At 70.4% G+C, this 17544-nt stretch carries 22 protein-coding genes; 5 read left to right on the top strand and 17 right to left on the bottom strand.

Annotation, left to right across the window (positions count from 1 at the left end; all coding sequences use genetic code 11):
• Positions 1 to 13: 13 nt before the first annotated feature.
• From QWI33_RS21615 to QWI33_RS21585, 7 genes are all read right to left on the bottom strand, one after another.
• Complete coding sequence (locus tag QWI33_RS21615) at positions 14 to 595, bottom strand: suppressor of fused domain protein (protein WP_289958454.1); 582 nt, start codon at positions 593 to 595, stop codon at positions 14 to 16.
• A gap of 67 nt (positions 596 to 662) precedes the next feature.
• Complete coding sequence (locus tag QWI33_RS21610) at positions 663 to 1187, bottom strand: GH-E family nuclease (RefSeq protein ID WP_289958453.1); 525 nt, start codon at positions 1185 to 1187, stop codon at positions 663 to 665.
• The gene (locus tag QWI33_RS21605) at positions 1174 to 1668 is read right to left on the bottom strand and encodes a WXG100-like domain-containing protein (RefSeq protein ID WP_353895509.1); all 495 of its coding nucleotides are present in this window, start codon (positions 1666 to 1668) and stop codon (positions 1174 to 1176) included. The genes QWI33_RS21610 and QWI33_RS21605 overlap by 14 nt, the downstream gene beginning before the upstream one ends.
• 18 nt (positions 1669 to 1686) lie before the next feature.
• Positions 1687 to 2028 (bottom strand): type VII secretion target, encoded by a 342-nt coding sequence (locus QWI33_RS21600; protein ID WP_289958451.1) that lies wholly within the window; start codon positions 2026 to 2028, stop codon positions 1687 to 1689.
• 254 nt (positions 2029 to 2282) lie between these two features.
• A complete protein-coding gene (locus tag QWI33_RS21595; RefSeq protein WP_289958450.1) occupies positions 2283 to 2693 on the bottom strand; it encodes an SHOCT-like domain-containing protein in 411 nt (136 codons plus the stop codon).
• A gap of 13 nt (positions 2694 to 2706) precedes the next feature.
• Positions 2707 to 2967, bottom strand: a complete 261-nt coding sequence (locus QWI33_RS21590) for a hypothetical protein (RefSeq protein WP_289958449.1) — start codon at positions 2965 to 2967, stop codon at positions 2707 to 2709.
• Positions 2964 to 3341, bottom strand: coding sequence for a DUF2089 domain-containing protein (locus QWI33_RS21585; protein ID WP_289958448.1), 378 nt, complete (start codon positions 3339 to 3341; stop codon positions 2964 to 2966). Before QWI33_RS21585 ends, QWI33_RS21590 begins: the two co-directional genes overlap by 4 nt.
• A gap of 221 nt (positions 3342 to 3562) precedes the next feature.
• Here QWI33_RS21585 and QWI33_RS21580 point away from each other — a divergent pair, with 221 nt between their 5' ends.
• Positions 3563 to 4264: a GDSL-type esterase/lipase family protein gene (locus QWI33_RS21580; RefSeq protein ID WP_289958447.1), complete on the top strand. Its 702-nt coding sequence runs from the start codon at positions 3563 to 3565 to the stop codon at positions 4262 to 4264.
• Between the two features lie 139 nt (positions 4265 to 4403).
• Here QWI33_RS21580 and QWI33_RS21575 read toward each other — a convergent pair whose 3' ends face one another.
• Together QWI33_RS21575 and QWI33_RS21570 are read right to left on the bottom strand one after the other, a co-directional pair.
• A complete protein-coding gene (locus tag QWI33_RS21575; protein ID WP_289958446.1) occupies positions 4404 to 5231 on the bottom strand; it encodes a phosphotransferase in 828 nt (275 codons plus the stop codon).
• 161 nt (positions 5232 to 5392) lie between these two features.
• The gene (locus QWI33_RS21570; protein WP_289958445.1) at positions 5393 to 5956 is read right to left on the bottom strand and encodes a M15 family metallopeptidase; all 564 of its coding nucleotides are present in this window, start codon (positions 5954 to 5956) and stop codon (positions 5393 to 5395) included.
• A 117-nt stretch (positions 5957 to 6073) separates the two neighbouring features.
• Here QWI33_RS21570 and QWI33_RS21565 point away from each other — a divergent pair, with 117 nt between their 5' ends.
• Both QWI33_RS21565 and QWI33_RS21560 read left to right on the top strand, forming a co-directional pair.
• Positions 6074 to 6748, top strand: a complete 675-nt coding sequence (locus QWI33_RS21565) for a response regulator transcription factor (RefSeq protein WP_289958444.1) — start codon at positions 6074 to 6076, stop codon at positions 6746 to 6748.
• Positions 6741 to 7862, top strand: coding sequence for a sensor histidine kinase (locus tag QWI33_RS21560; protein ID WP_289958443.1), 1122 nt, complete (start codon positions 6741 to 6743; stop codon positions 7860 to 7862). Before QWI33_RS21565 ends, QWI33_RS21560 begins: the two co-directional genes overlap by 8 nt.
• Here the strand turns inward: QWI33_RS21560 and vanX are convergent.
• Genes vanX through QWI33_RS21545 form a run of 3 tightly spaced genes read right to left on the bottom strand, consistent with a single transcriptional unit; the run spans position 7859 to position 10482 of the window.
• On the bottom strand, positions 7859 to 8467 hold the full coding sequence (gene vanX / locus QWI33_RS21555) for a D-Ala-D-Ala dipeptidase VanX (RefSeq protein ID WP_289958442.1): 609 nt from the start codon (positions 8465 to 8467) through the stop codon (positions 7859 to 7861). The genes QWI33_RS21560 and vanX overlap by 4 nt on opposite strands.
• Positions 8457 to 9512: a D-alanine--(R)-lactate ligase gene (gene vanA / locus QWI33_RS21550; protein ID WP_289958441.1), complete on the bottom strand. Its 1056-nt coding sequence runs from the start codon at positions 9510 to 9512 to the stop codon at positions 8457 to 8459. The genes vanX and vanA overlap by 11 nt, the downstream gene beginning before the upstream one ends.
• Positions 9505 to 10482 (bottom strand): D-isomer specific 2-hydroxyacid dehydrogenase family protein, encoded by a 978-nt coding sequence (locus QWI33_RS21545; RefSeq protein WP_289958440.1) that lies wholly within the window; start codon positions 10480 to 10482, stop codon positions 9505 to 9507. The genes vanA and QWI33_RS21545 overlap by 8 nt, the downstream gene beginning before the upstream one ends.
• 210 nt (positions 10483 to 10692) lie before the next feature.
• Between QWI33_RS21545 and QWI33_RS21540 the strand changes: the two genes are divergently transcribed.
• Complete coding sequence (locus QWI33_RS21540) at positions 10693 to 12048, top strand: UDP-N-acetylmuramoyl-tripeptide--D-alanyl-D-alanine ligase (RefSeq protein WP_289958439.1); 1356 nt, start codon at positions 10693 to 10695, stop codon at positions 12046 to 12048.
• Here QWI33_RS21540 and QWI33_RS21535 read toward each other — a convergent pair.
• Positions 11929 to 12846 (bottom strand): hypothetical protein, encoded by a 918-nt coding sequence (locus QWI33_RS21535; protein WP_289958438.1) that lies wholly within the window; start codon positions 12844 to 12846, stop codon positions 11929 to 11931. The two genes, QWI33_RS21540 and QWI33_RS21535, sit on opposite strands and share 120 nt — an antisense overlap.
• Positions 12847 to 12918: 72 nt before the next feature.
• Complete coding sequence (locus tag QWI33_RS21530) at positions 12919 to 13851, bottom strand: aldo/keto reductase (RefSeq protein ID WP_289958437.1); 933 nt, start codon at positions 13849 to 13851, stop codon at positions 12919 to 12921.
• A gap of 126 nt (positions 13852 to 13977) precedes the next feature.
• Here QWI33_RS21530 and QWI33_RS21525 point away from each other — a divergent pair, with 126 nt between their 5' ends.
• Positions 13978 to 14862 (top strand): LysR family transcriptional regulator, encoded by an 885-nt coding sequence (locus QWI33_RS21525; RefSeq protein ID WP_289958436.1) that lies wholly within the window; start codon positions 13978 to 13980, stop codon positions 14860 to 14862.
• 16 nt (positions 14863 to 14878) lie between these two features.
• Here the strand turns inward: QWI33_RS21525 and QWI33_RS21520 are convergent, their stop codons facing one another.
• The 3 genes from QWI33_RS21520 to QWI33_RS21510 are packed head-to-tail and all read right to left on the bottom strand — an operon-like array spanning position 14879 to position 17533.
• Positions 14879 to 15568, bottom strand: a complete 690-nt coding sequence (locus tag QWI33_RS21520) for a YesL family protein (protein ID WP_289958435.1) — start codon at positions 15566 to 15568, stop codon at positions 14879 to 14881.
• Positions 15569 to 15593: 25 nt separating this feature from the next.
• Positions 15594 to 16517, bottom strand: a complete 924-nt coding sequence (locus QWI33_RS21515; protein WP_289958434.1) for a carbohydrate ABC transporter permease — start codon at positions 16515 to 16517, stop codon at positions 15594 to 15596.
• A complete protein-coding gene (locus tag QWI33_RS21510) occupies positions 16514 to 17533 on the bottom strand; it encodes an ABC transporter permease (RefSeq protein ID WP_289958433.1) in 1020 nt (339 codons plus the stop codon). Before QWI33_RS21510 ends, QWI33_RS21515 begins: the two co-directional genes overlap by 4 nt.
• Between the last annotated feature and the right edge of the window lie 11 nt (positions 17534 to 17544).

Here is a 17544-nt window from a genome sequence, read left to right as displayed (position 1 = left end):
CTGGTCGGGCGGGTCAGACGACGGAGGCGCGCGCCAGGTCGGTCGGTTCGGCGCCGCGGGCCATCATGAGGTCGGTCATCTCGTCGACGCTGGTGCGCATGGCGAGTTCGAGTTCGGCGTTCGAGATCGGCACGGCCTGGAGGAACGCGACCTGGCGGCCCGCCGCGTCGAACGACTGCAGCCGGTCGCCCCACAGGAACGGGCTCATGAAGAGCAGGTGCTTCATCTCCAGGTCCGGGTAGTACCCCTCCACGATGCCGCCGAGGATGCGGTCGGGGTAGACGAACTCGCCGTCGAGGACCTGGAACGCGGCGGAGGCGAGGATGTTCGGGAAGAGGTCGAAGCCGTCGTCCGCGGCGCCGCAGATCTCGACGCCGAAGGGCATCTGCGTGTCGCCGTCCATGAGCGGGGCGGCCGAGAGGCCGAGCGTCGAGTAGGAGGCGATGCCGGGACCCGGCGAGCCGCCGTACTCGGCGACGTCCACGAACGCCGACTCGTCCTCGGTCCAGAACCGGGCGACCCGGTCGAACTCGCCGCCGTCGAAGGCGTCAGCCACCTTGAATCCGACGCGCTGGTCGGCTTCGGAAATCGCCATGTCAGTTCCTTACTGGGAGACAGACTCACTCGGGGACCGGTCGAACCGTACCTTGGCTTCGCGCCCGCTAGGGGGGCGGCGTGCCGTACCGGTTCTTCAGGAGCTTCGCCCACTCGTCGCCCTTGCCCTCGCCCGCGTGGCTCTGGTTGGAGCTGGGCAGTTCGGGGATGACGTGGTCGGGGGTGTTGTAGTCCTTGACGAACTGGCTGCGGGGGTAGATGTTCGTCCCGTACTTCTCCGCTGCGGCCTTGTGCTTGCGGAACTCCCAGTCGGGGGCGTGGCCGCCGTCCCAGCGGTCCTTCTTGTCCATGACCTTGCCGGTGAGCGGGTCGCGGACCTTGCCGTCGGCGCTGGACTTCTCGGCGTTCTCCCAGATCTTGTCCTTGGTGGACTTGTTGAACTTGGGGCGCTGGTAGGGGTCGTTGGCGACGGGCTGGCGCGGCGGGCGCTTGCGCTTCTTGGGCGGCGCGGGCGCCGCCGGGCCTTTGGCGGTCTTGAAGGTGCTGGTGCTGTTGAGCACGCCCGAGAGGAGCTTTCCGCGGGTGGAGGTGGTCTTGCGCGGGGAGGCGCTGCGCGATCTACCGGTTCCCACTGAGCACCGCCTCGGTGGCCATGCCCACGAGCATGTCGATGATCTTGCCGGTGATGGTCTTGAAGATCGGGATCTGCAGCAGCGAGGCGCCGAACGTGATCGCAGCGGTGGCGATCGCGTAGGTGATCTGGACCATGAGGATCACCAGCTGCACGATCACCTGGACCTTCAGGGCGAGGGTCAGGCCCGCTGCCGCCGTGAGGCCGATGCCGATGATGTTCAGCGGGTCGGCGGTGTCGCCGATGTTCCGGTTGGAGGACTCCTCGTCGTCCCACTCCGCGCCGAAGGCGTCGATGTCCTTGCCGGAGTTGGCGTCCAGGACCGTACGCGCGGCCGCGTTCAGCTCCTCGACGGAGCCGGAGATGGTCCCGGCCATCCCGGTCCAGGTGCCGGCCAGCTCGAAGAGCTTCTCCTCGTCGGACTCCGGCCAGCTGTAGCCGAGCATCCCCAGGATCGATACGAGTTCCGACGGCAGTTGCATACCCACGGGCGCGTCTCCTTACTGGACCGGTTGCTGCGGCACGAGCCCGGCGAAGAGCGCGTCGAGCTCCGCGGCGGCGTCGTCGTCGGCGGCCTGGTAGTCGTCGGCGAAGCCGCGCAGGCACTCCGCGTAGTCCGCGAGGCCCTCGATGTTCGTCTCGAAGCACTCTCGGGCCGCTTCGAGGCAGGCGGTGTGGGCCTCGCCGAGGATCGAGCCGATGTCGTCGCCGCCGAACGCGTCGAAGAGGGCCTCGGCCTCGGTGCGGAACTGCTCGTACCGGGCCTGGACGGAGGCCTTGGCCTGGTCCAGCTGCTCGGCGCCCTTCCGCAGCGATTCGGGGTCGATGTCGATGGACTGCATGTCGGTTCCCGCCTTCCGGACCGGCCTCGCGCTGAGGAGGTGAGCTGCAGCCACCCTACAAGACCAGGTTTACGGCGGTTCGCGCAAGTCGCGCGGTCGGGGGCGAGACCATATGGGGCAGAGGCGGAGCGGGAGCTGTCCAACCTGGTCGGTGGGGTCAGGCCCAGCCGGCCCGGCGCAGGCGCCTGCGCCGGGTGGCGGCCCGCCAGCGCGCCCTCGTCACCTTGGCCGCCACTCGGAACCGCCACATCGGACTACTCGCTGAAGACGCGGACCTGGGCATCGGAGCTGTCGATGTCCACGATCACCTCGTCGAGGTGGTTCACGAGCTCTTCGAGCTGCTCGGGCTTGAGCTGGGTCAGGTCGAAGGGCACGCCGGCCTTGGCCATCTCGGTGTTGGCCTTCTCGAGCGCCTGGGGCGGGACGAGGGCCGTGAGCCGCACCCCGGCGCGCAGGAGGGCCAGCGGCACGCGGATGTTGACGCGGCCGGGCTCGCCGTTGTCGACGTATTCGACGGCGAGCCGGAGGTACTTCGCCTTGGGTCGGCCGGCGGCGCTCGGAGCGGGCTCGCCCGCTTCGAGGGCGACCAGCAGCCGTTCGGCGTCGGTCGCGGTGATGGTGCCTTCGGCCAGCATGTCCAGGATGGCTTTGCGCTGTTCGTTCATTGCGGGGCCTCTCTTAGCGGATGGTGACGAGGAAGGCGTTGCGGCCCTGCTCGATGTCGAAGCGGGAGCCGGGGAGCGCGGCGATGACGCGCCAGACGCCGGCGAAGGTCTGCCGTACTCGCATGTGGAAGATCAGGCAGGCGAGGACGCCGCCCAGGACCGCCAGCAGGAGGATCGGCGAAAGCAGGATCACCAGGAGGAGCACGGGTACCCAGAGCCGTATGGTGCGGTGGCCGGGGCGGGTGACCCGGACGGTGACGAGCTGCGGCATCATGCTGTTCCTTCCAGTTCGGACAGTGCCTGGTCGGCGGTGATCTCGCCGCGGCGCAGCCGTTCGATGACGTCGGCGCGGGAGGGCGCCGGGTCGGTCTCGACGAAGTCGAGGGCCTGTGTGATCCGGTTGAGCCGCGCCTTGATGGTGGGGTAGCTGACGCCGAAGGTCCGCTCCATCTCCTTGATGGAGCCGTGGCACCGCACGAACGCGGTGACGAAGACCTGGTCCTCGGCGCTGAGCTGCGCGAGCTGCGGGAGTTCGAACGCGCCCTCGACGGCGACGCCGGTCTCGTCGAGGCGCACCCGCTCGACGGTGAACGACTGCCCGCGGGTCAGGTTGGTGAGCTCCTGCCAGTCCAATGCTTCATCTGCCATACCTTAATTTTTACTCGCATAGATCTTAACTTTCAAGAGTCAAAGATTGATTTTCTTAATTTCTGCGGCGATCGGGCGGCGAGGCGGGCTCATTCGGGCCGAAACCGCGCCCTCCCCGGGGCTCGCGCTCGCGGCACTGGTGTCGCTACGATGCCGTTGGCCCGGCGCAACCGCTTTCCTCCAGGTCTGGGCGCGCGCCACCGCATCGTGAAAGGCAGATCATGATCCACCTCGCAGGCGACTCGACCGTCGCTCCGACCGACGACGGCGCCTCCTCCGGGCACGCCGAACTGCCGCTCCTGGGCTGGGGCGACGAGCTCGCCGCGTTCCTCACCGAGCCGGTGAGCAACCGCGCCTTCGGCGGCGCCACGACCGCGACCTTCCGGGAGCGCGGCAACTGGAAGCTGATCACGGACGAGCTCCAGGCGGGCGACACCGTGGTCTTCGGCTTCGGCCACAACGACCAGAAGGAGCCCGAGACCCTCGCCGCGGAAGGCGGCTACCGCGAGCGCCTCACCGCGTTCATCGAGGAGGTCCGCAGCGCCGGCGCGAAGCCGGTCCTCACCACCAGCGTCGAACGGCGGATGTTCACTCCCGAAGGGGCGCTGCGGTACTCGCACGGCCCGTACCCGGCGGAGGTCCGCCGCCTCGGGCACGAACTGGACGTGCCGGTCATCGACCTCAACGCCTTCACGCGCTGGCTCTACACGTGGCTCGGCGCGGAGGCCTCGGCCGCGCTCTTCGTGCACGGCGCCGCCGCCGAGCGCGGCATCGAGGTGAGCGCCGACCTCAAGAAGGACAACACGCACTACACGACCGCCGGCGCCGCCGCGGTGGCGCGGTTCGTGGCCGAAGCGCTCCGCGCCCTCGACGGCGAAGGCACCGACGCCGTGCCGGCCGGGCTGGAGATGGTCCGCAAGTAGTCGCGGTACGCGACGCGGCAGGATATCGCGGGGCGCGGCCACGGACCGGCAGGCCCGGCCCGGACCGGGCGGAGCAGGCGATGGCCGTGCCGCCGGTCGGCGGCCGCCCCGCAGGCCGGTCGCGCCCGTCGGCGAATCCTCAGCGGTCGAGGGCCGAACGTATGCGGCCCATCCACTCTTCGGCGAGGCGGCGGCCGTCCGGGAGCCGGTCGTCGCGGTCCCAGCGCCAGGTGGTGACCATGGCGAGCATCAGGATGCGGCACTGGCGCACCAGTTCCCGGTCGACGCCCGGGTAGTGGTCGGCCACCTCGTCGGGCGCGTGCGCGAGGTCGAATTCGACGGGCCCGCGGCAGCACGTCTCGAAGTCGATGAACAGCGGCCCTTGCGCGGTGGCGAGCAGGTTGCCCGGGTGCGGCTCGCCGTGCAGCAGCTGGTCCTCGCCGCGCCCGGCGATCGCGCCCCGCAGGTCGCGCAAGGTGTCGGCCAGGATCTTCCGGTCCGGTTCGGCGAGTTCGGGACTGACCTCCCGGTCGGCGAGGATCTGCTGCGCCTCTTCGACCCGGTCGGTGAAGTGCGGCGCGGGCAGGTCGATCGACCGCATGCCTGCGTGCAGCCGCGCGAGGGCGTCGGCGTACTCGGCCGGAGGCATCTCGCGGGCCGAGACGGGGGCGTAGTAGGTCCACAATGTGATGTCGAAGCCGTCGCGCGCGTGGGCGCGCGGCTCCACGCGCGGATCGAGCGCGGCCACGGGGGAACCGGACTCGGCGAGCCGCCGGGCGATGCCGATCTCGAACTGCGCGCTCTGATGCGCCGCGGGGACGACCCGGGCGAGCACGTCGCAGGGCAGGAGCCGCAGTGTGAGAATGTTCGAGTCGTTCAGGACGACCGCGTCGTCGGCCCGCAGGCCGAGGGATGCGGCGGTCGACTTCGCCGCCTTCACCGCCCGCGCGGCGCTCGGAACCTCCATCGTCTTCAGGTTCCTCTCCCCAGCTCGGCCCGCGCACCTTGAACGCGTCCGAAGCGCTGCCCGCATTGCCGTGCACGGGCCTGCCGACATCGTACGGGCGCAGCGGCTTCCGCTCGAACGCGTTTTTTCCGCAGACGTTCGCAGTGGTCCGGAGGCACTGGTCAGCGCCGGTTGCGGGGGTCGACGGAGGGGTTGTCGTACATGGGCGGCGGGCCGTGCACGACCGCTTCGGGGCGCAGTTCGTAGTGCCAGGGCTCGTTCCGGTAGATCTGGCACAGGCCGTAGGCGGCGCCGTGCCGGGCCAGCCACGCCGCGGCGGCGGGCGGGCCGATGTCGACCGCGTGCCCGGCGACGTGGGCCGAGGTCTCCGGTGTGGACACCCAGCGGGAGGCGGCCTCCTCGGAGCCGTACTGGGCGACCGCTTCGCGGCGCAGGTGCCGCTGGTACTCCGGCGAGCGCCAGCCGCTGTTGACGTAGCAGACGAGGCCGTCGCGGGCCGCGTCCGCCGCGGCCCGGCGCACGGCGGCCAGGAGCGCCGGGTCGAGGTTGGCCACGCCCGCGACCGCGTCGTCGAAGACCGTGGTCCGGTACGGGACGGCGCCGTCGGCCACGCCGAGCGCGCCGCGGTCGCGGATGCGGAGGAGCCGGTAGCCGAGCGCCTTGGCGATCGCCGCGAGGACGGCGACGCCGTGGGCGGCCAGCCCCCGGCGGAGCCGGCGGGTCATGGTTCGTGCGGAAAGGCTGTAGGACATGCTCTCCAGTACAGGAGGGGCGGTGTTGTCGGCACGTTAGCGGTTTTCGATATGCCCGCGATAGGTCCGGGCCCGTAGCATCGTGGAACTATGCGCGTGCTGATCGTCGAGGACGAACCCTATCTGGCAGAGGCCATCCGCGACGGACTGCGGCTGGAGGCCATCGCCGCTGACATCGCGGGCGACGGCGACGCCGCCCTGGAGATGCTGAGCGTCAACGCCTACGACATCGCGGTCCTGGACCGCGACATCCCCGGCCCCTCCGGCGACGAGGTCGCCGCGAGCATCGTCGACTCCGGCACCGGCATGCCGATCCTGATGCTCACCGCCGCGGACCGGCTCGACGACAAGGCCTCCGGGTTCGAGCTCGGGGCGGACGACTACCTCACGAAGCCGTTCGCGCTCAAGGAGCTGGTGCTGCGCCTCAGGGCGCTCGACCGCAGGCGGGCCCACCACCGCCCGCCCGTGCGCGAGATCGCGGGCCTGCGCCTGGACCCGTTCCGCCGCGAGGTCTTCCGCGACGGGAAGTACGTCGCGCTCACCCGCAAGCAGTTCGCGGTGCTCGAAGTGCTCGTCGCGGCCGAGGGCGGGGTGGTGAGCGCCGAGGACCTGCTGGAGCGGGCGTGGGACGAGAACGCCGACCCGTTCACGAACGCCGTGCGCATCACGGTCTCCGCGCTGCGCAAGCGCCTGGGCGAGCCGTGGGTGATCGCGACGGTGCCCGGCGTCGGCTACCGCATCGAGACGGGCGCGGACCGTGGATAGGCGGCCCGGCTCGAGCGTCCGCCTCAAACTGACGATCAGCTACGTCGCGCTCCTGCTGCTCGCCGGGGCGCTGCTGCTGGCCGTCATCTGGCTGTTCCTGCTGCGCTACGTGCCCCGCGAGGCGATCACCCTCGGCGAGCCCTGCGCACCGGGCACCGGGGGCCGGTGCCCGCCGACCTTCTTCATCCCGGGCCGCCTGGACCTCTGGCGCGCGTTCGCCCCGAAGGCGGCGCTGATGATGGGCCTCCTGCTCGTGTTCGGCCTCGTCGGCGGCTGGTTCCTCGCCGGCCGGATGCTCGCCCCGCTCAACCAGATCGCGGGCGCCACCCGCATCGCCGCGAAAGGCGCACTCGGGCACCGCATCCGGATGCCCGGCCGCAGCGACGAGTTCCGCGAGCTCGCGGACGCCTTCGACTCGATGCTCGAGCAGATCGAGGCGAACGTGGGCGAGCACCAGCGGTTCGCCGCCAACGCCTCCCATGAACTGCGCACGCCCCTGGCCACCATGCAGACGCTCCTCGATGTGGCGCAGCGCGACCCGGCCGGATGCACGCCGGAACTCGTCGACCGCCTGCACTTCGTGAACGCCAGGGCCATCGACCTCACCGAGGCGCTGCTCATGCTCAGCCGCACCGGTCAGCGCGCCTTCGCCCGCGAGCCCGTCGACCTGTCGCTCACCGCGGAGGAGGCCGCCGAGACGCTCCTGCCCCTCGCGGAGCGGCGCGGCGTGGACGTCCAGGTCTCCGGTGATCTCGCGTCGGCCGCGGGCTCGCCCGCGCTGCTGCTCCAGATGGTCGTGAACCTGCTGCACAACGCGATCGTCCACAATCTCGACGAGGGCGGGGCCGTGTGGGTCACGACCGCCGCCCAGGTGGACGCGGCGGTGCTCACGGTCGAGAACACCGGCGCGGAGATCAAGCCGCACCTGGTCGCGACGCTCACCGAGCCCTTCCAGCGCGGCACGCGCCGCGTCCACGCCGACCATGCGGGGGTCGGCCTCGGCCTGGCGATCGTCGAGAACATCGTCAAGGCCCACGAAGGGCGGCTCACCCTGTCCGCCCGCCCCGAGGGCGGCCTCCGAGTGGAAGTCCGGCTGCCCGCCGCCGCGACCTAGGCGACGGGGAAGTCGAAGTACGTGTCCGGGTACGGCTCGTTCTTGAGCGTGTAGTGCCACCACTCCCACTGGTACGGCAGGAAACCGCAATCCTCCATGATGGATCGCAGGAGTGCGCGGTTGGCGGTCTCGACGCGGGTGATGCCTGACGCGCCGTGGTGCGAGACCGGGTCCATCAGGTCGTGGTGGCCGCCCATGGGGACCGGTTCGCCGGTGTCGGGTCGGCAGAGCGTCAGGTCGACGGTGCTGCCGCGGCTGTGGCCCGACTTGGGGGCGACGTACTGCTTCGCGACCATCTCGGACCGCTCGATGTTCGGGTAGTGCCCCGCTTTCGTGCGGCCGTCCTCCGGCTGCGCCGCCCACCGCAGGAAGTGGTCGACGGCGCGCTGTGGCCGGTAGGCGTCCCAGACGAGCAGGCCGAGGCCGATCGACGCCGCCTTCCCCTGCGCCTCGGTGAGGGCCGCGCACAGCGCCCGCGTGCCGACGACGCGGTCCGTCAGGTAGCCGTCGACCGGTGCGCCGATGAAGTTCTCGGCGGTCGCGTAGGTCGCGTCCCAGCGGATGCCGGGCACCGCGTCGTCCACGTAGGCGAAGTCATCGCGCAACGGCCGTCCCCTCCATCGCCAGTGCGACCATCCGGTCGATCACCTCGGCGAGCGGCAGCCCCGAGGCCGCCATCATTCTCGGATAGCGGCTGTACGAGGTCAAGCCGGGCATGGTGTTCACCTCGTTGAGGACGACCGTCCCGTCCGCTTTCAGGAACAGGTCGACCCGCGCGAGCCCCCGGCAGCCCAGGGCGCGGTAGATCGCCTTGGCCGTCTCCTGGACGAGCGCGCGCGACTCGGCGGGGATGTCGGCGGGGACGATGAACTGCGCGTTCTCCGAGCCGGTCTCGGGCGCGTCCTCCTGGTGGATCCTGAAGAAGCCGTGGGAGAGCGCGACGCGGTCGACCTCGCCGGCGAACAGCTCGGCGCCGTTGCCGAGGACGGCGCAGCCGATCTCGCTCGCGTCGACGGCCTCCTCGATGAGGACCTTCGCGTCGTACCGCCTGGCGGTGTCCATCGCGTCCTCTAGGTCGGCCTCGCGGGTCACCTTGGTGACGCCGAAGGAGGAGCCGGATCGGGCCGGTTTGACGAAGACGGGGTACGGCAGGGCCGCGGCGTCGATCTTCTCGACGTCGCTCTTGTCGTCGGTGTCGACGGTCCAGAAGGCGGGCACGGCGATGCCGGCCTCGCGGACGACGAGGTAGGCGAGGGTCTTGTCCATGCACAGCGCGGAGCTCTGGACGTCGCAGCCCGCGTACGGGATGCCGGCGAGTTCGAGCAGGCCCTGGATCGCTCCGTCCTCGCCGAGCCTGCCGTGGAGCACGGGCACCACCGCGTCGAGCCGGATCGTCTCGTACCGGTCGCCGTCGAGGACGAGCAGTCCGGGCGCGGTGCGGTCGGGCGAGAGCACGGCCGGGCGGCCGTCCTCCCAACCGGGGCCGGGGTCGTCGCAGAGCCGCCACGCGCCGCTCTCGGTGATCCCGATGTAGTACGGCTCGAACCTGGCGAGGTCGAGGCTCCCGGCGACCTCGCGTGCGGATTTGACGGACACGGGGTGCTCCTCGGAGCAGCCGCCGAAGACGATGCCGATCTTCAACTCAGCCATGCTGTTTCCTCTTCTCGAATCGCAGGCAGTTCACAATGGAGTTCTCGACCGTGTCGCGGAGCGCGCGGTCGGTGTAGTAGGCGGTGTGCGGGCTGATGAGCGCATTGGGCAGTTGCTGGAGGCGCAGCAGCGGCTTGCTCTCGACCGGCGAGTCCCGGTGCGCGGTGTAGAAGACGCCCTCCTCGCCTTCGACCACGTCCAGGGCCGCGCCGCCCAGCCTGCCGCTCTCCAGGGCCGAGACCAGGGCCTCGGTGTCGATGAGTGCGCCGCGCCCGGTGTTGACGACATAGGCGTCCCGGCGCATCAGCGCGATGCGCCGGCGGTCGAGGAGGTGGTGGGTGCCCGGGTTGAGCGGGGTGTGGAGGGTGACGACGTCGCTGCGGCGCAGCAGCTCGTCGAGCGGCACGTACTCGGCGGCGGCCTTGGCGGTGTTGTCGTGGGCCAGGATGCGGCAGCCGAAGCCGCGCAGCCGGTCCACGACCGCCGCGCCGATGCGGCCCGTGCCGACCACGCCCACGGTGAGGTCCCGCAGGTCCCTCCCGCGCGACTCGTGGAGCCGGTAGTCGTGGACCTCGGCGCGCAGGACGGTGGACTTGGCGTGCCGTACCGCCATGAGCATGAGCATGAGCGTGTAGTCGGCGACGCTGTCGCTGGAGTACGCGACGTTCCCGACCTCGATGCCCAGGCTCTGCGCGTACTGCACGCTGATGTGGTTGAAGCCGATGCTGCGGGTGGAGATGTAGGCGACGCCGGCGCGGCCGAGCGCGCGCAGCGCGGCGCTGGTGACGCGGGTCTTGTGCCCGATGCTGATGCACCGGTCGCCCGCCGCGAGGTCGGCGTTGGCCTCGGACACCGGTTCGCCGGTGATCGTCGGCGCGACGCCGAAGCGCGGCGCCAGCGCGCGGAACAGCGCGGCCTCGTCCTCGTCGGCGCCGTAGACCGTGATGCCGGCCGGTTCTCTCTTGAGCATGCGCACAGTCAACGGGGCGAAGCGTTGTCGGAGCGTATGGCGTTTTCGATATGCCGACGATAGGCCGGGCGTATCGCGGGCGTATCGAAAAGCGCATACGCCCGTGCAACGGCGGACCGCCTTGACTGTCCCCATGAAACCTGCGCGCATGAAACCTCTGCGGATGACACCTGTGCCGATGCATGGAACCGAACGCAGCGGAGCGCGGTCATGATCGCGCTCCGCCTCAGTGCGATCGCCGCGATCACCGGCGGGACCGTCGCCGGTGAGGACGTGACGGTGACCGCCCCGGCCGTGCTCGACGGCCGCCTCGCCGAACCCGGCGGGCTCTTCGTCGCGTTCGACGGCGAGCACGTGGACGGCCACGACTTCGCCGGTCAGGCCGGCGAGGCCGGTGCGGTCGCGGTGCTCGGCTCGCGGCCCACGGCGCTGCCCACGGTCGTCGTCGCGGACGCGCAGGCGGCCCTGCAGGCGCTCGCCGCGCACGTCGTGGCGCGGCTGCGCAGCAGGCTGGTCGTCGTCGGCGTCACCGGCTCCCAGGGCAAGACCAGCACCAAGGACCTGGTCGGGGCCGTCTTGTCGGGCGCCGCGCCCACGGTCGCCACGGTCGGCTCGATGAACAACGAGCTCGGCGTGCCGATCACCATGCTCCGAGTGGACGCCGACACCCGCTGCCTCGCTCTGGAGATGGGCGCCCGCCGCGTCGGCGACATCGGCGCGCTCGCAGCGCTGGCGCCGCCGGACATCGGCGTCGTCCTCAACGTCGGCCAGGCGCATCTGAGCTACTTCGGAACGCGCGGCGCCATCGCGAAGGCCAAAGGCGAACTCGTGCAAGGCCTTGCGCCCGGCGGGACCGCCGTCCTCAACGCCGACGATCCGGCCGTGGCCGCGATGCGGGCGCTCACCGACGGCCCGGTCCTCACGTTCGGCCGGGCCGGGCACGCCGACGTGCGGGTCCTCGACCTGACGCTGGACCGGCGCGGCCGGCCCACGTTCACGCTCCAGACCGCCGACGCCGCAACGCGTCTCACGCTGCCGTTCGTCGGCGCCCACCAGGCGTGCAACGCGGCGGCCGCCGCGGCCGCGGGCCTCGCCGCCGGGATTGCGCTGGAGGCGTCCGCGAAGGCGCTGGCCGGCGCCGCGCTCTCCAAGTGGCGCATGGAACTGCGCGACCTCCCCGGCGGGGTCGTGCTGCTCGACGACTCCTACAACGCCAACCCGGACTCGGCCCGCGCCGCCCTGGACGCCCTCGCGGCGATCGAGGGGTCGCGCCGCATCGCCGTCCTCGGCGACATGGCCGAACTCGGCGACGCGAGCGAGAGCGAGCACCGCGCGATCGGACGGTACGCCGCGGCACGGGCCGACATCGTGATCGCGGTCGGCGCGACCGCGCGACTGATCGCCGAAGGCGCGGGCGCACGCGCTGTCGCTTTGCGCGACAACGGATCAGCGGTTGGCCGTCTCCGCGGACTCCTCGCCCCCGGCGACGTCGTCCTGGTCAAGGCCTCCCGCGAAGCCCGCCTCGACGAGGTGGTCGAGGCCGTAGCCGCCGAGGAGTCCGAGTGAGACCCGCAGAGGGGCCTGGGCCGCGTTGACCGCCTCGCGGATCTGGGCGGCGAGGGCCATGCGGCCGTCGTCGAAGAGGGCGGTGCGCATGAACGTGAAGGCGCGCAGGCGGCCGTACCGGTCCACGGTGGCGCGGCAGAGCCGGCCGGTGGAGTACGCCTCGCGCCGATAGGCGTCGCCCCTGCCCTTGCCCGATCCGATCTCGGGGAAGTCGTCGTACTGGCCGAGCTCCTTCGCGCGGCGCCAGCGCTGCTTCTCGGCCGCCACCCAGGCGCGGACGAGGCACATGCCGAGCGTCCGGCCGCCGATGCGCTCGACCCCGCGGAGGAGTTCGAGTTCGCGCAGCGTCCCGTCGAGGTTGATCGTCACCTTCACGGCGTGGTGCGGGTCGGTGCCGGTGAACTCGGCGGTCGGCTCCACGATCTCGTCGGCCCGGTCCAGGAAGGCCGGGTGGAGCTTGGCGATCTCGCGGATGACGAGGTGCTGCGCGGTGAGCACCTGGCGCACGCTCATGCCGCCGCTGGAGGTTCCTTCTGCAGTGGAGCGAACGACGCGTCTGACGCCGCCCGCGTACTGCGGGTGTCGGTCGCCGACGCGCTCGACCAGTTCGAGCACCTGCTCCCGGGACGGGTGCCTGCCGAAGTGGTGCGCGAGCGCGGTCTCGAACACGCGGCGCACCAGGGCGTGGTAGGCGAACCGCTCCTTCTCCGGCAGGTCGCGGTAGGCGATGCGGGCCTCGCGGCCGCCGGTGCGGATGTACGTTACGAGCGCCCTCGGGCCGGGCACTGGTGCGGTCATTGGCGTCCTTGTCCTGGGCGGGTCACCGAAACCCGCCCAGTCTACAAACCGGCCACAATTCCTAAATGGATGCTACGGGACGGTGTACCCGGCCGCGCGCACGAGTTCGTACCATTCGGGGCGGGTCAGCGGAATGTCCGAGCCCAGGGCCGAGGCGGCCACGCGCTCGGGGTTGGTGGTCCCGATGACGACCTGCATCTGCGCCGGGTGGCGGGTGATCCAGGCGACGGCGATCGCGATCGGCGGCACGTCGTACTTCGCGGCGAGCCGGTCGATCACGGCGTTCAGCTCCGGGTAGCGCTCCGAGCCGATGAACGGGCCGTCGAAGAAGCCGGCCTGGAACGGCGACCACGCCTGGATCGTGATGCCGTGCAGGCGGCAGTAGTCGACGATGCCGTCGTCGCGCGCCACCGACTGGTCGAGGCCCTGCATGTTCGCGGCCACGCCCTGGGCGATCAAGGGCGCGTGGGTGATCGAGAGCTGCACCTGGTTCGCCACGAGCGGCTGGTTCACGTACTTGCGCAGCAGGTCCATCTGGCGGGCCGTGTGGTTCGAGACGCCGAACGCGCGGACCTTCCCGGCGGCGGCGAGGTCGTCGAACGCGCGGGCGACCTCCTCGGGCTCCACGAGGGCGTCCGGGCGGTGCAGCAGCAGGATGTCGAGGTAGTCGGTGTCCAGCGCGGCCAGCGACTCGTCGACGGACTCGACGATGTGCTCGTACGAGAAGTCGAAGTACGGGCCGGGGTGCATGATGCCGGTCTTGGTCTGGATGACCAGGCGCTCGCGCTCGGCCGGGGTCAGCTTCATGGCCTCGGCGAAGCGGCGCTCGCAGCCGTGGCGGCCGCTGCCGTAGAGGTCGGCGTGGTCCAGGAAGGTGATCCCCGCGTCGATCGCGGTGCTCAGGAGGGTGCGCACCTCCTCGTCGGTCTTGTCCTGGATGCGCATCAGCCCGAGCACCACGTTCGGTGCGGTGATGTCGGTGCCTGGCATGGTGAAGGTCTTCATCGGTCTCTCCTCGCCGGAGCTGGAACGCGGCGCCCGAGGCGGGCCCGCCCCGCTCATGCTAGGGACCGGTAATCTAGAAGTCCAACAACTGTTGATCATGGGATTGAGAAGCGCGGGGCATCGTTCATGGAACTGCGGCAGATGGAGTACCTGGTCGCGCTAGCGGATGAGAGGCACTTCACTCGCGCCGCCGAGCTGACGGGCATCTCGCAGTCGGGCCTGTCGGCCGCGATCCGGGGGCTCGAGGAGGAGCTGGGCACGAGCCTGTTCATCCGGACCACCCGGCGGGTCGAGCCGACCGAGGCCGGGTTCGCGCTGCTGCCGTACGCGAGGGCGATGCTGGAGCAGGCGGCGGGCGCGCGCGACGCGGTCGTCAAGGCCAGCCGCGACCTCGCCGGGTCGCTGCGGATCGGCGCGGAGCAGTGCCTCGGGCTGGTCGACATCGCGGCCCTGCTCGACCGCTTCCACCGGCGCCACCCGCGGGTGGAGACGCACTTCGTGCAGTCCGGTTCGCACGACCTGCTGGGACTGCTGCGGGCCGGTGAGCTCGACGTCGCGTTCGTCGCGACGGAGCGGCACCTGAGCGGCCTGCCGCGCCTGGAGATCGGCCGGGAGCCGCTGCTGGCGCTGCTGCCGCCGGACCATCCGCTCGCGACCCGCGCCTCCGTGCGCTGGGAGGCGCTGGCGGAGGAGGCGTTCATCGACTTCGGGCCGGCGTGGGGGGTGCGGACGCTGAACGACGAGGCGTTCGCCGCGCGGGGCGTGCACCGGCGCGTGCGCTGCTCGGTCAACGACGTCCACACACTGCTGGACCTGGTGTGCAGGGGGCTGGGCATCGCGGTGGTGCCGCGGCATGTGGCCGCGAAGCCGCAGGCGAGCGGGTTGCGGGCCCTGCCGATCGCGGCGGAGGACGCTCCCGAATGGACGGTCTCGGCGGTGTCGTCGGGGCGGGACCGCGCGGACTCCCCCGCCGCGCACCTCCTCGAACTGGTCAAGGAGCCGCGCGGCTAGGGGTCGTCTCAGAGGGTCAGTCGTGCGCGGTGAAGCGCCTGGTGATGTCGGCGACGACCGGTCGCACCACGAGCCACATCAGGGCCGCGAAGGCCCAGCCGAGCACGAGCAGCAGTCCTTCGGAGCTCACGACCACCGCGGCGGTGGCCACGATGAGCAGCGAGAGGAAGCCGAGGGAGGACTTCCAGGAGAGGAAGAACTCCGCCGCCGCCACCCGCAGCACGTCGCGGAAGCGGAACGAGAAGAACGAGGTCACCACGAGCAGGTGCCCCGCCCACACGGCGAGCATCACCAGGAGCACGATGCACACCGGCCGCAGGATGCCGCCGCCGGCGACCTGCCCGGCGAACAGCACGTTCACCGAGAGCACCGTGGCGAGGGCGAGCACCGGCGCCCACCAGGCAAGCGTGTCCCGCAGGTTCATCTTGAGGCCGCGGAAGAGCGGCTTCGCGGGGCTGAGGTCCGGCTCGTCCGCCCACGCCCGCTGCGCGTAGAGCGCCGCCGAGAACGCGGGCGCCAGCGGCAGGAGCGCGGCGACGAACCAGATGACATTGCCGGGGGCAGGGGCGAGCAGCACCCACATCAGCAGCGTCGGCACCCCCGCGACCGCGAGGAACACCCCGAGGACGAGGAAGCGGTAGACCGCGGCGGTGAACCGGGAGAGCACTCCCGGTCCGATCTCGTCCGCCTGCTGCTGCGTGCTCATGCTGCCGCCCCTTCCCTTGCGCTCACTAGCCCTTGACCGATCCAAGCATGACGCCCGACACGAAGTACCGCTGGACGAAGGGGTAGATGGTCAGGATCGGGATGACGGTGAGGATCATCGTCACCGCCTGGATGTTCGCCGAGACCTGCGCGGTCGTGCTGCCCGCGGCCGCCGCCCCTTCGGACGCCGTGGTCGAAGCGCCCGCGATGAGGTTGCGCAGGTACAGCGTGATGGGGAACAGCTCGCTCTTGTCGAGGTACAGGAACGCGGCGAACCAGTCGTTCCAGAACGCGACCGAGTAGAACAGCACCATCGTGGCGATCACGGCCTTCGACAACGGCAGCACGATCCGGCCGAAGATGCCGTACCAGCCGAGCCCGTCGATCTGCGCGGCCTCCTCGAGCTCCTTCGGCAGGTTCTCGAAGAACGCCTTCATCACCAGCAGGTTGAACACCGAGATCGCGCCCGGGAGCACCAGCGCCCACATGGTGTTCTTCATGCCCAGCGCCGAGATCAGCACGTAGTTCGGCACAAGGCCGCCGTTGAAGAACATCGTGAACACCGCAATGCCGATGAGGACCTTGCGGCCCTTCAGGTGCGGCTTCGACAGCACGAACGCGTAGGTCGTGGTCAGGACCATCGCGATGATGGTGCCGACCACCGTGTACAGCACCGTGTTGCCGTAGTTGCGCCAGAAGATGCCGTCCGACATCACGATCGCATAGGTGTCCACATTGAAGTCGACAGGCAGGAAGTTCACCTGGCCGGCCTTGATCGCCCCGGAGGAGCTGAACGACTGCGCGAGCACCGTGATGAACGGGTACAGCATCCCCAGGCACAGCAGGATGAGGAAGGTCGCGTTGAACGCGCCGAAGACGCGCTCGCCCCTCGTCCGATGCGTCGTCCGCGGTTTCACCGACGCGAGGTCGGGCGTGCGAATATCGGTCACCACAGGCTCGTTCCCGTCGTCCGCCGCGAGATCAGGTTCGCGGAAAGCACCATCACGAGACCGATCAGCGCCTGGAACAGGCCGATGGCGGTCGCGTAACTGAGGTTGTTCGACACCAGGCCGACCCGGTAGAGGTAGGTCGAGATGACGTCGGCCGTCTCGTACGTCAGCGGGTTGTAGAGCAGGAAGACCTTCTCGAAGCCCACGTTGAGGAACATGCCGATGTTGAGGATCAGCAACGTGACCATCGTCGGCCGGATGCCCGGCAGCGTGACGTGCCAGGTCTGCCGCCACCGGCCCGCGCCGTCGATCTTCGCCGCCTCGTACAGGGAGTCGTCGATCGAGGTGAGCGCCGCCAGATAGAGGATCGTGCCCCAGCCGATGGTCTGCCACACTTCGGAGCCCACGTAGATGAAGCGGAACCACTCGGCGCGCTGCAGGAACGGGATCTCCTCGGCGCCGAAGGCGCGGACGATCTGGTTCGCCGTGCCCTCCAGCGACAGGATCTGCATGACCATGCCGACGATGATGACGATCGACAGGAAGTGCGGCAGATACGAGATCGACTGCACGAGCTTCTTGAAGTACTGCTGCCGCACCTCGTTCAGCAGGAGCGCCAGCACGATCGGGAGCGGGAAGCAGACCACCATGGTGAGAGCGCCCAGGATCACCGTGTTCGTGAAGACGTGCCAGAACGACGGGTCGTTGATGAACATCTCGATGTAGCGCACGCCGACCCATTCGTCGCCGAAGATGCTGCCGCCGGGGCGGAACCTCCGGAACGCGATGACGTTGCCGAGCATGGGGCCGTACTTGAAGATCACGAAGAAGATCAGCGGCACGATCGCCATGGTGTAGAGCTGCCAGTCGCGCTTGAACGCGGTCTTCCAGCTCAGCTTGCGCTTGCGGGGTCGCGCCTTCGGCTTCGCCGCAGGCGGGCGCGGCGGCGCCGGGGGCGCCGCGGCGCCCCCGCGGGCCTCGGCCCGCGGGGACTGCTCGTCTTGAGTGAGGGACATAGGCACTCCCT

Source organism: Glycomyces tritici (assembly GCF_030403505.1).
Note: the sequence above shows the minus strand (reverse complement) of the source record. Positions and strands in the feature narration are given on the sequence as shown.

Coding starts and splice junctions, on each gene's coding strand:
- QWI33_RS21520 (WP_289958435.1), bottom strand. CDS start 15,568: ATGAGCACGCAGCAGCAGGCGGACGAGATCGGACCGGGAGTGCTCTCC.
- QWI33_RS21540 (WP_289958439.1), top strand. CDS start 10,693: ATGATCGCGCTCCGCCTCAGTGCGATCGCCGCGATCACCGGCGGGACC.
- QWI33_RS21595 (WP_289958450.1), bottom strand. CDS start 2,693: ATGAACGAACAGCGCAAAGCCATCCTGGACATGCTGGCCGAAGGCACC.
- QWI33_RS21510 (WP_289958433.1), bottom strand. CDS start 17,533: ATGTCCCTCACTCAAGACGAGCAGTCCCCGCGGGCCGAGGCCCGCGGG.
- QWI33_RS21545 (WP_289958440.1), bottom strand. CDS start 10,482: ATGCTCAAGAGAGAACCGGCCGGCATCACGGTCTACGGCGCCGACGAG.
- QWI33_RS21585 (WP_289958448.1), bottom strand. CDS start 3,341: ATGGCAGATGAAGCATTGGACTGGCAGGAGCTCACCAACCTGACCCGC.
- QWI33_RS21575 (WP_289958446.1), bottom strand. CDS start 5,231: ATGGAGGTTCCGAGCGCCGCGCGGGCGGTGAAGGCGGCGAAGTCGACC.
- QWI33_RS21565 (WP_289958444.1), top strand. CDS start 6,074: ATGCGCGTGCTGATCGTCGAGGACGAACCCTATCTGGCAGAGGCCATC.
- QWI33_RS21600 (WP_289958451.1), bottom strand. CDS start 2,028: ATGCAGTCCATCGACATCGACCCCGAATCGCTGCGGAAGGGCGCCGAG.
- QWI33_RS21615 (WP_289958454.1), bottom strand. CDS start 595: ATGGCGATTTCCGAAGCCGACCAGCGCGTCGGATTCAAGGTGGCTGAC.
- QWI33_RS21580 (WP_289958447.1), top strand. CDS start 3,563: ATGATCCACCTCGCAGGCGACTCGACCGTCGCTCCGACCGACGACGGC.
- QWI33_RS21605 (WP_353895509.1), bottom strand. CDS start 1,668: ATGCAACTGCCGTCGGAACTCGTATCGATCCTGGGGATGCTCGGCTAC.
- QWI33_RS21530 (WP_289958437.1), bottom strand. CDS start 13,851: ATGAAGACCTTCACCATGCCAGGCACCGACATCACCGCACCGAACGTG.
- QWI33_RS21570 (WP_289958445.1), bottom strand. CDS start 5,956: ATGACCCGCCGGCTCCGCCGGGGGCTGGCCGCCCACGGCGTCGCCGTC.
- QWI33_RS21525 (WP_289958436.1), top strand. CDS start 13,978: ATGGAACTGCGGCAGATGGAGTACCTGGTCGCGCTAGCGGATGAGAGG.
- vanA (WP_289958441.1), bottom strand. CDS start 9,512: ATGGCTGAGTTGAAGATCGGCATCGTCTTCGGCGGCTGCTCCGAGGAG.
- QWI33_RS21535 (WP_289958438.1), bottom strand. CDS start 12,846: ATGACCGCACCAGTGCCCGGCCCGAGGGCGCTCGTAACGTACATCCGC.
- QWI33_RS21590 (WP_289958449.1), bottom strand. CDS start 2,967: ATGATGCCGCAGCTCGTCACCGTCCGGGTCACCCGCCCCGGCCACCGC.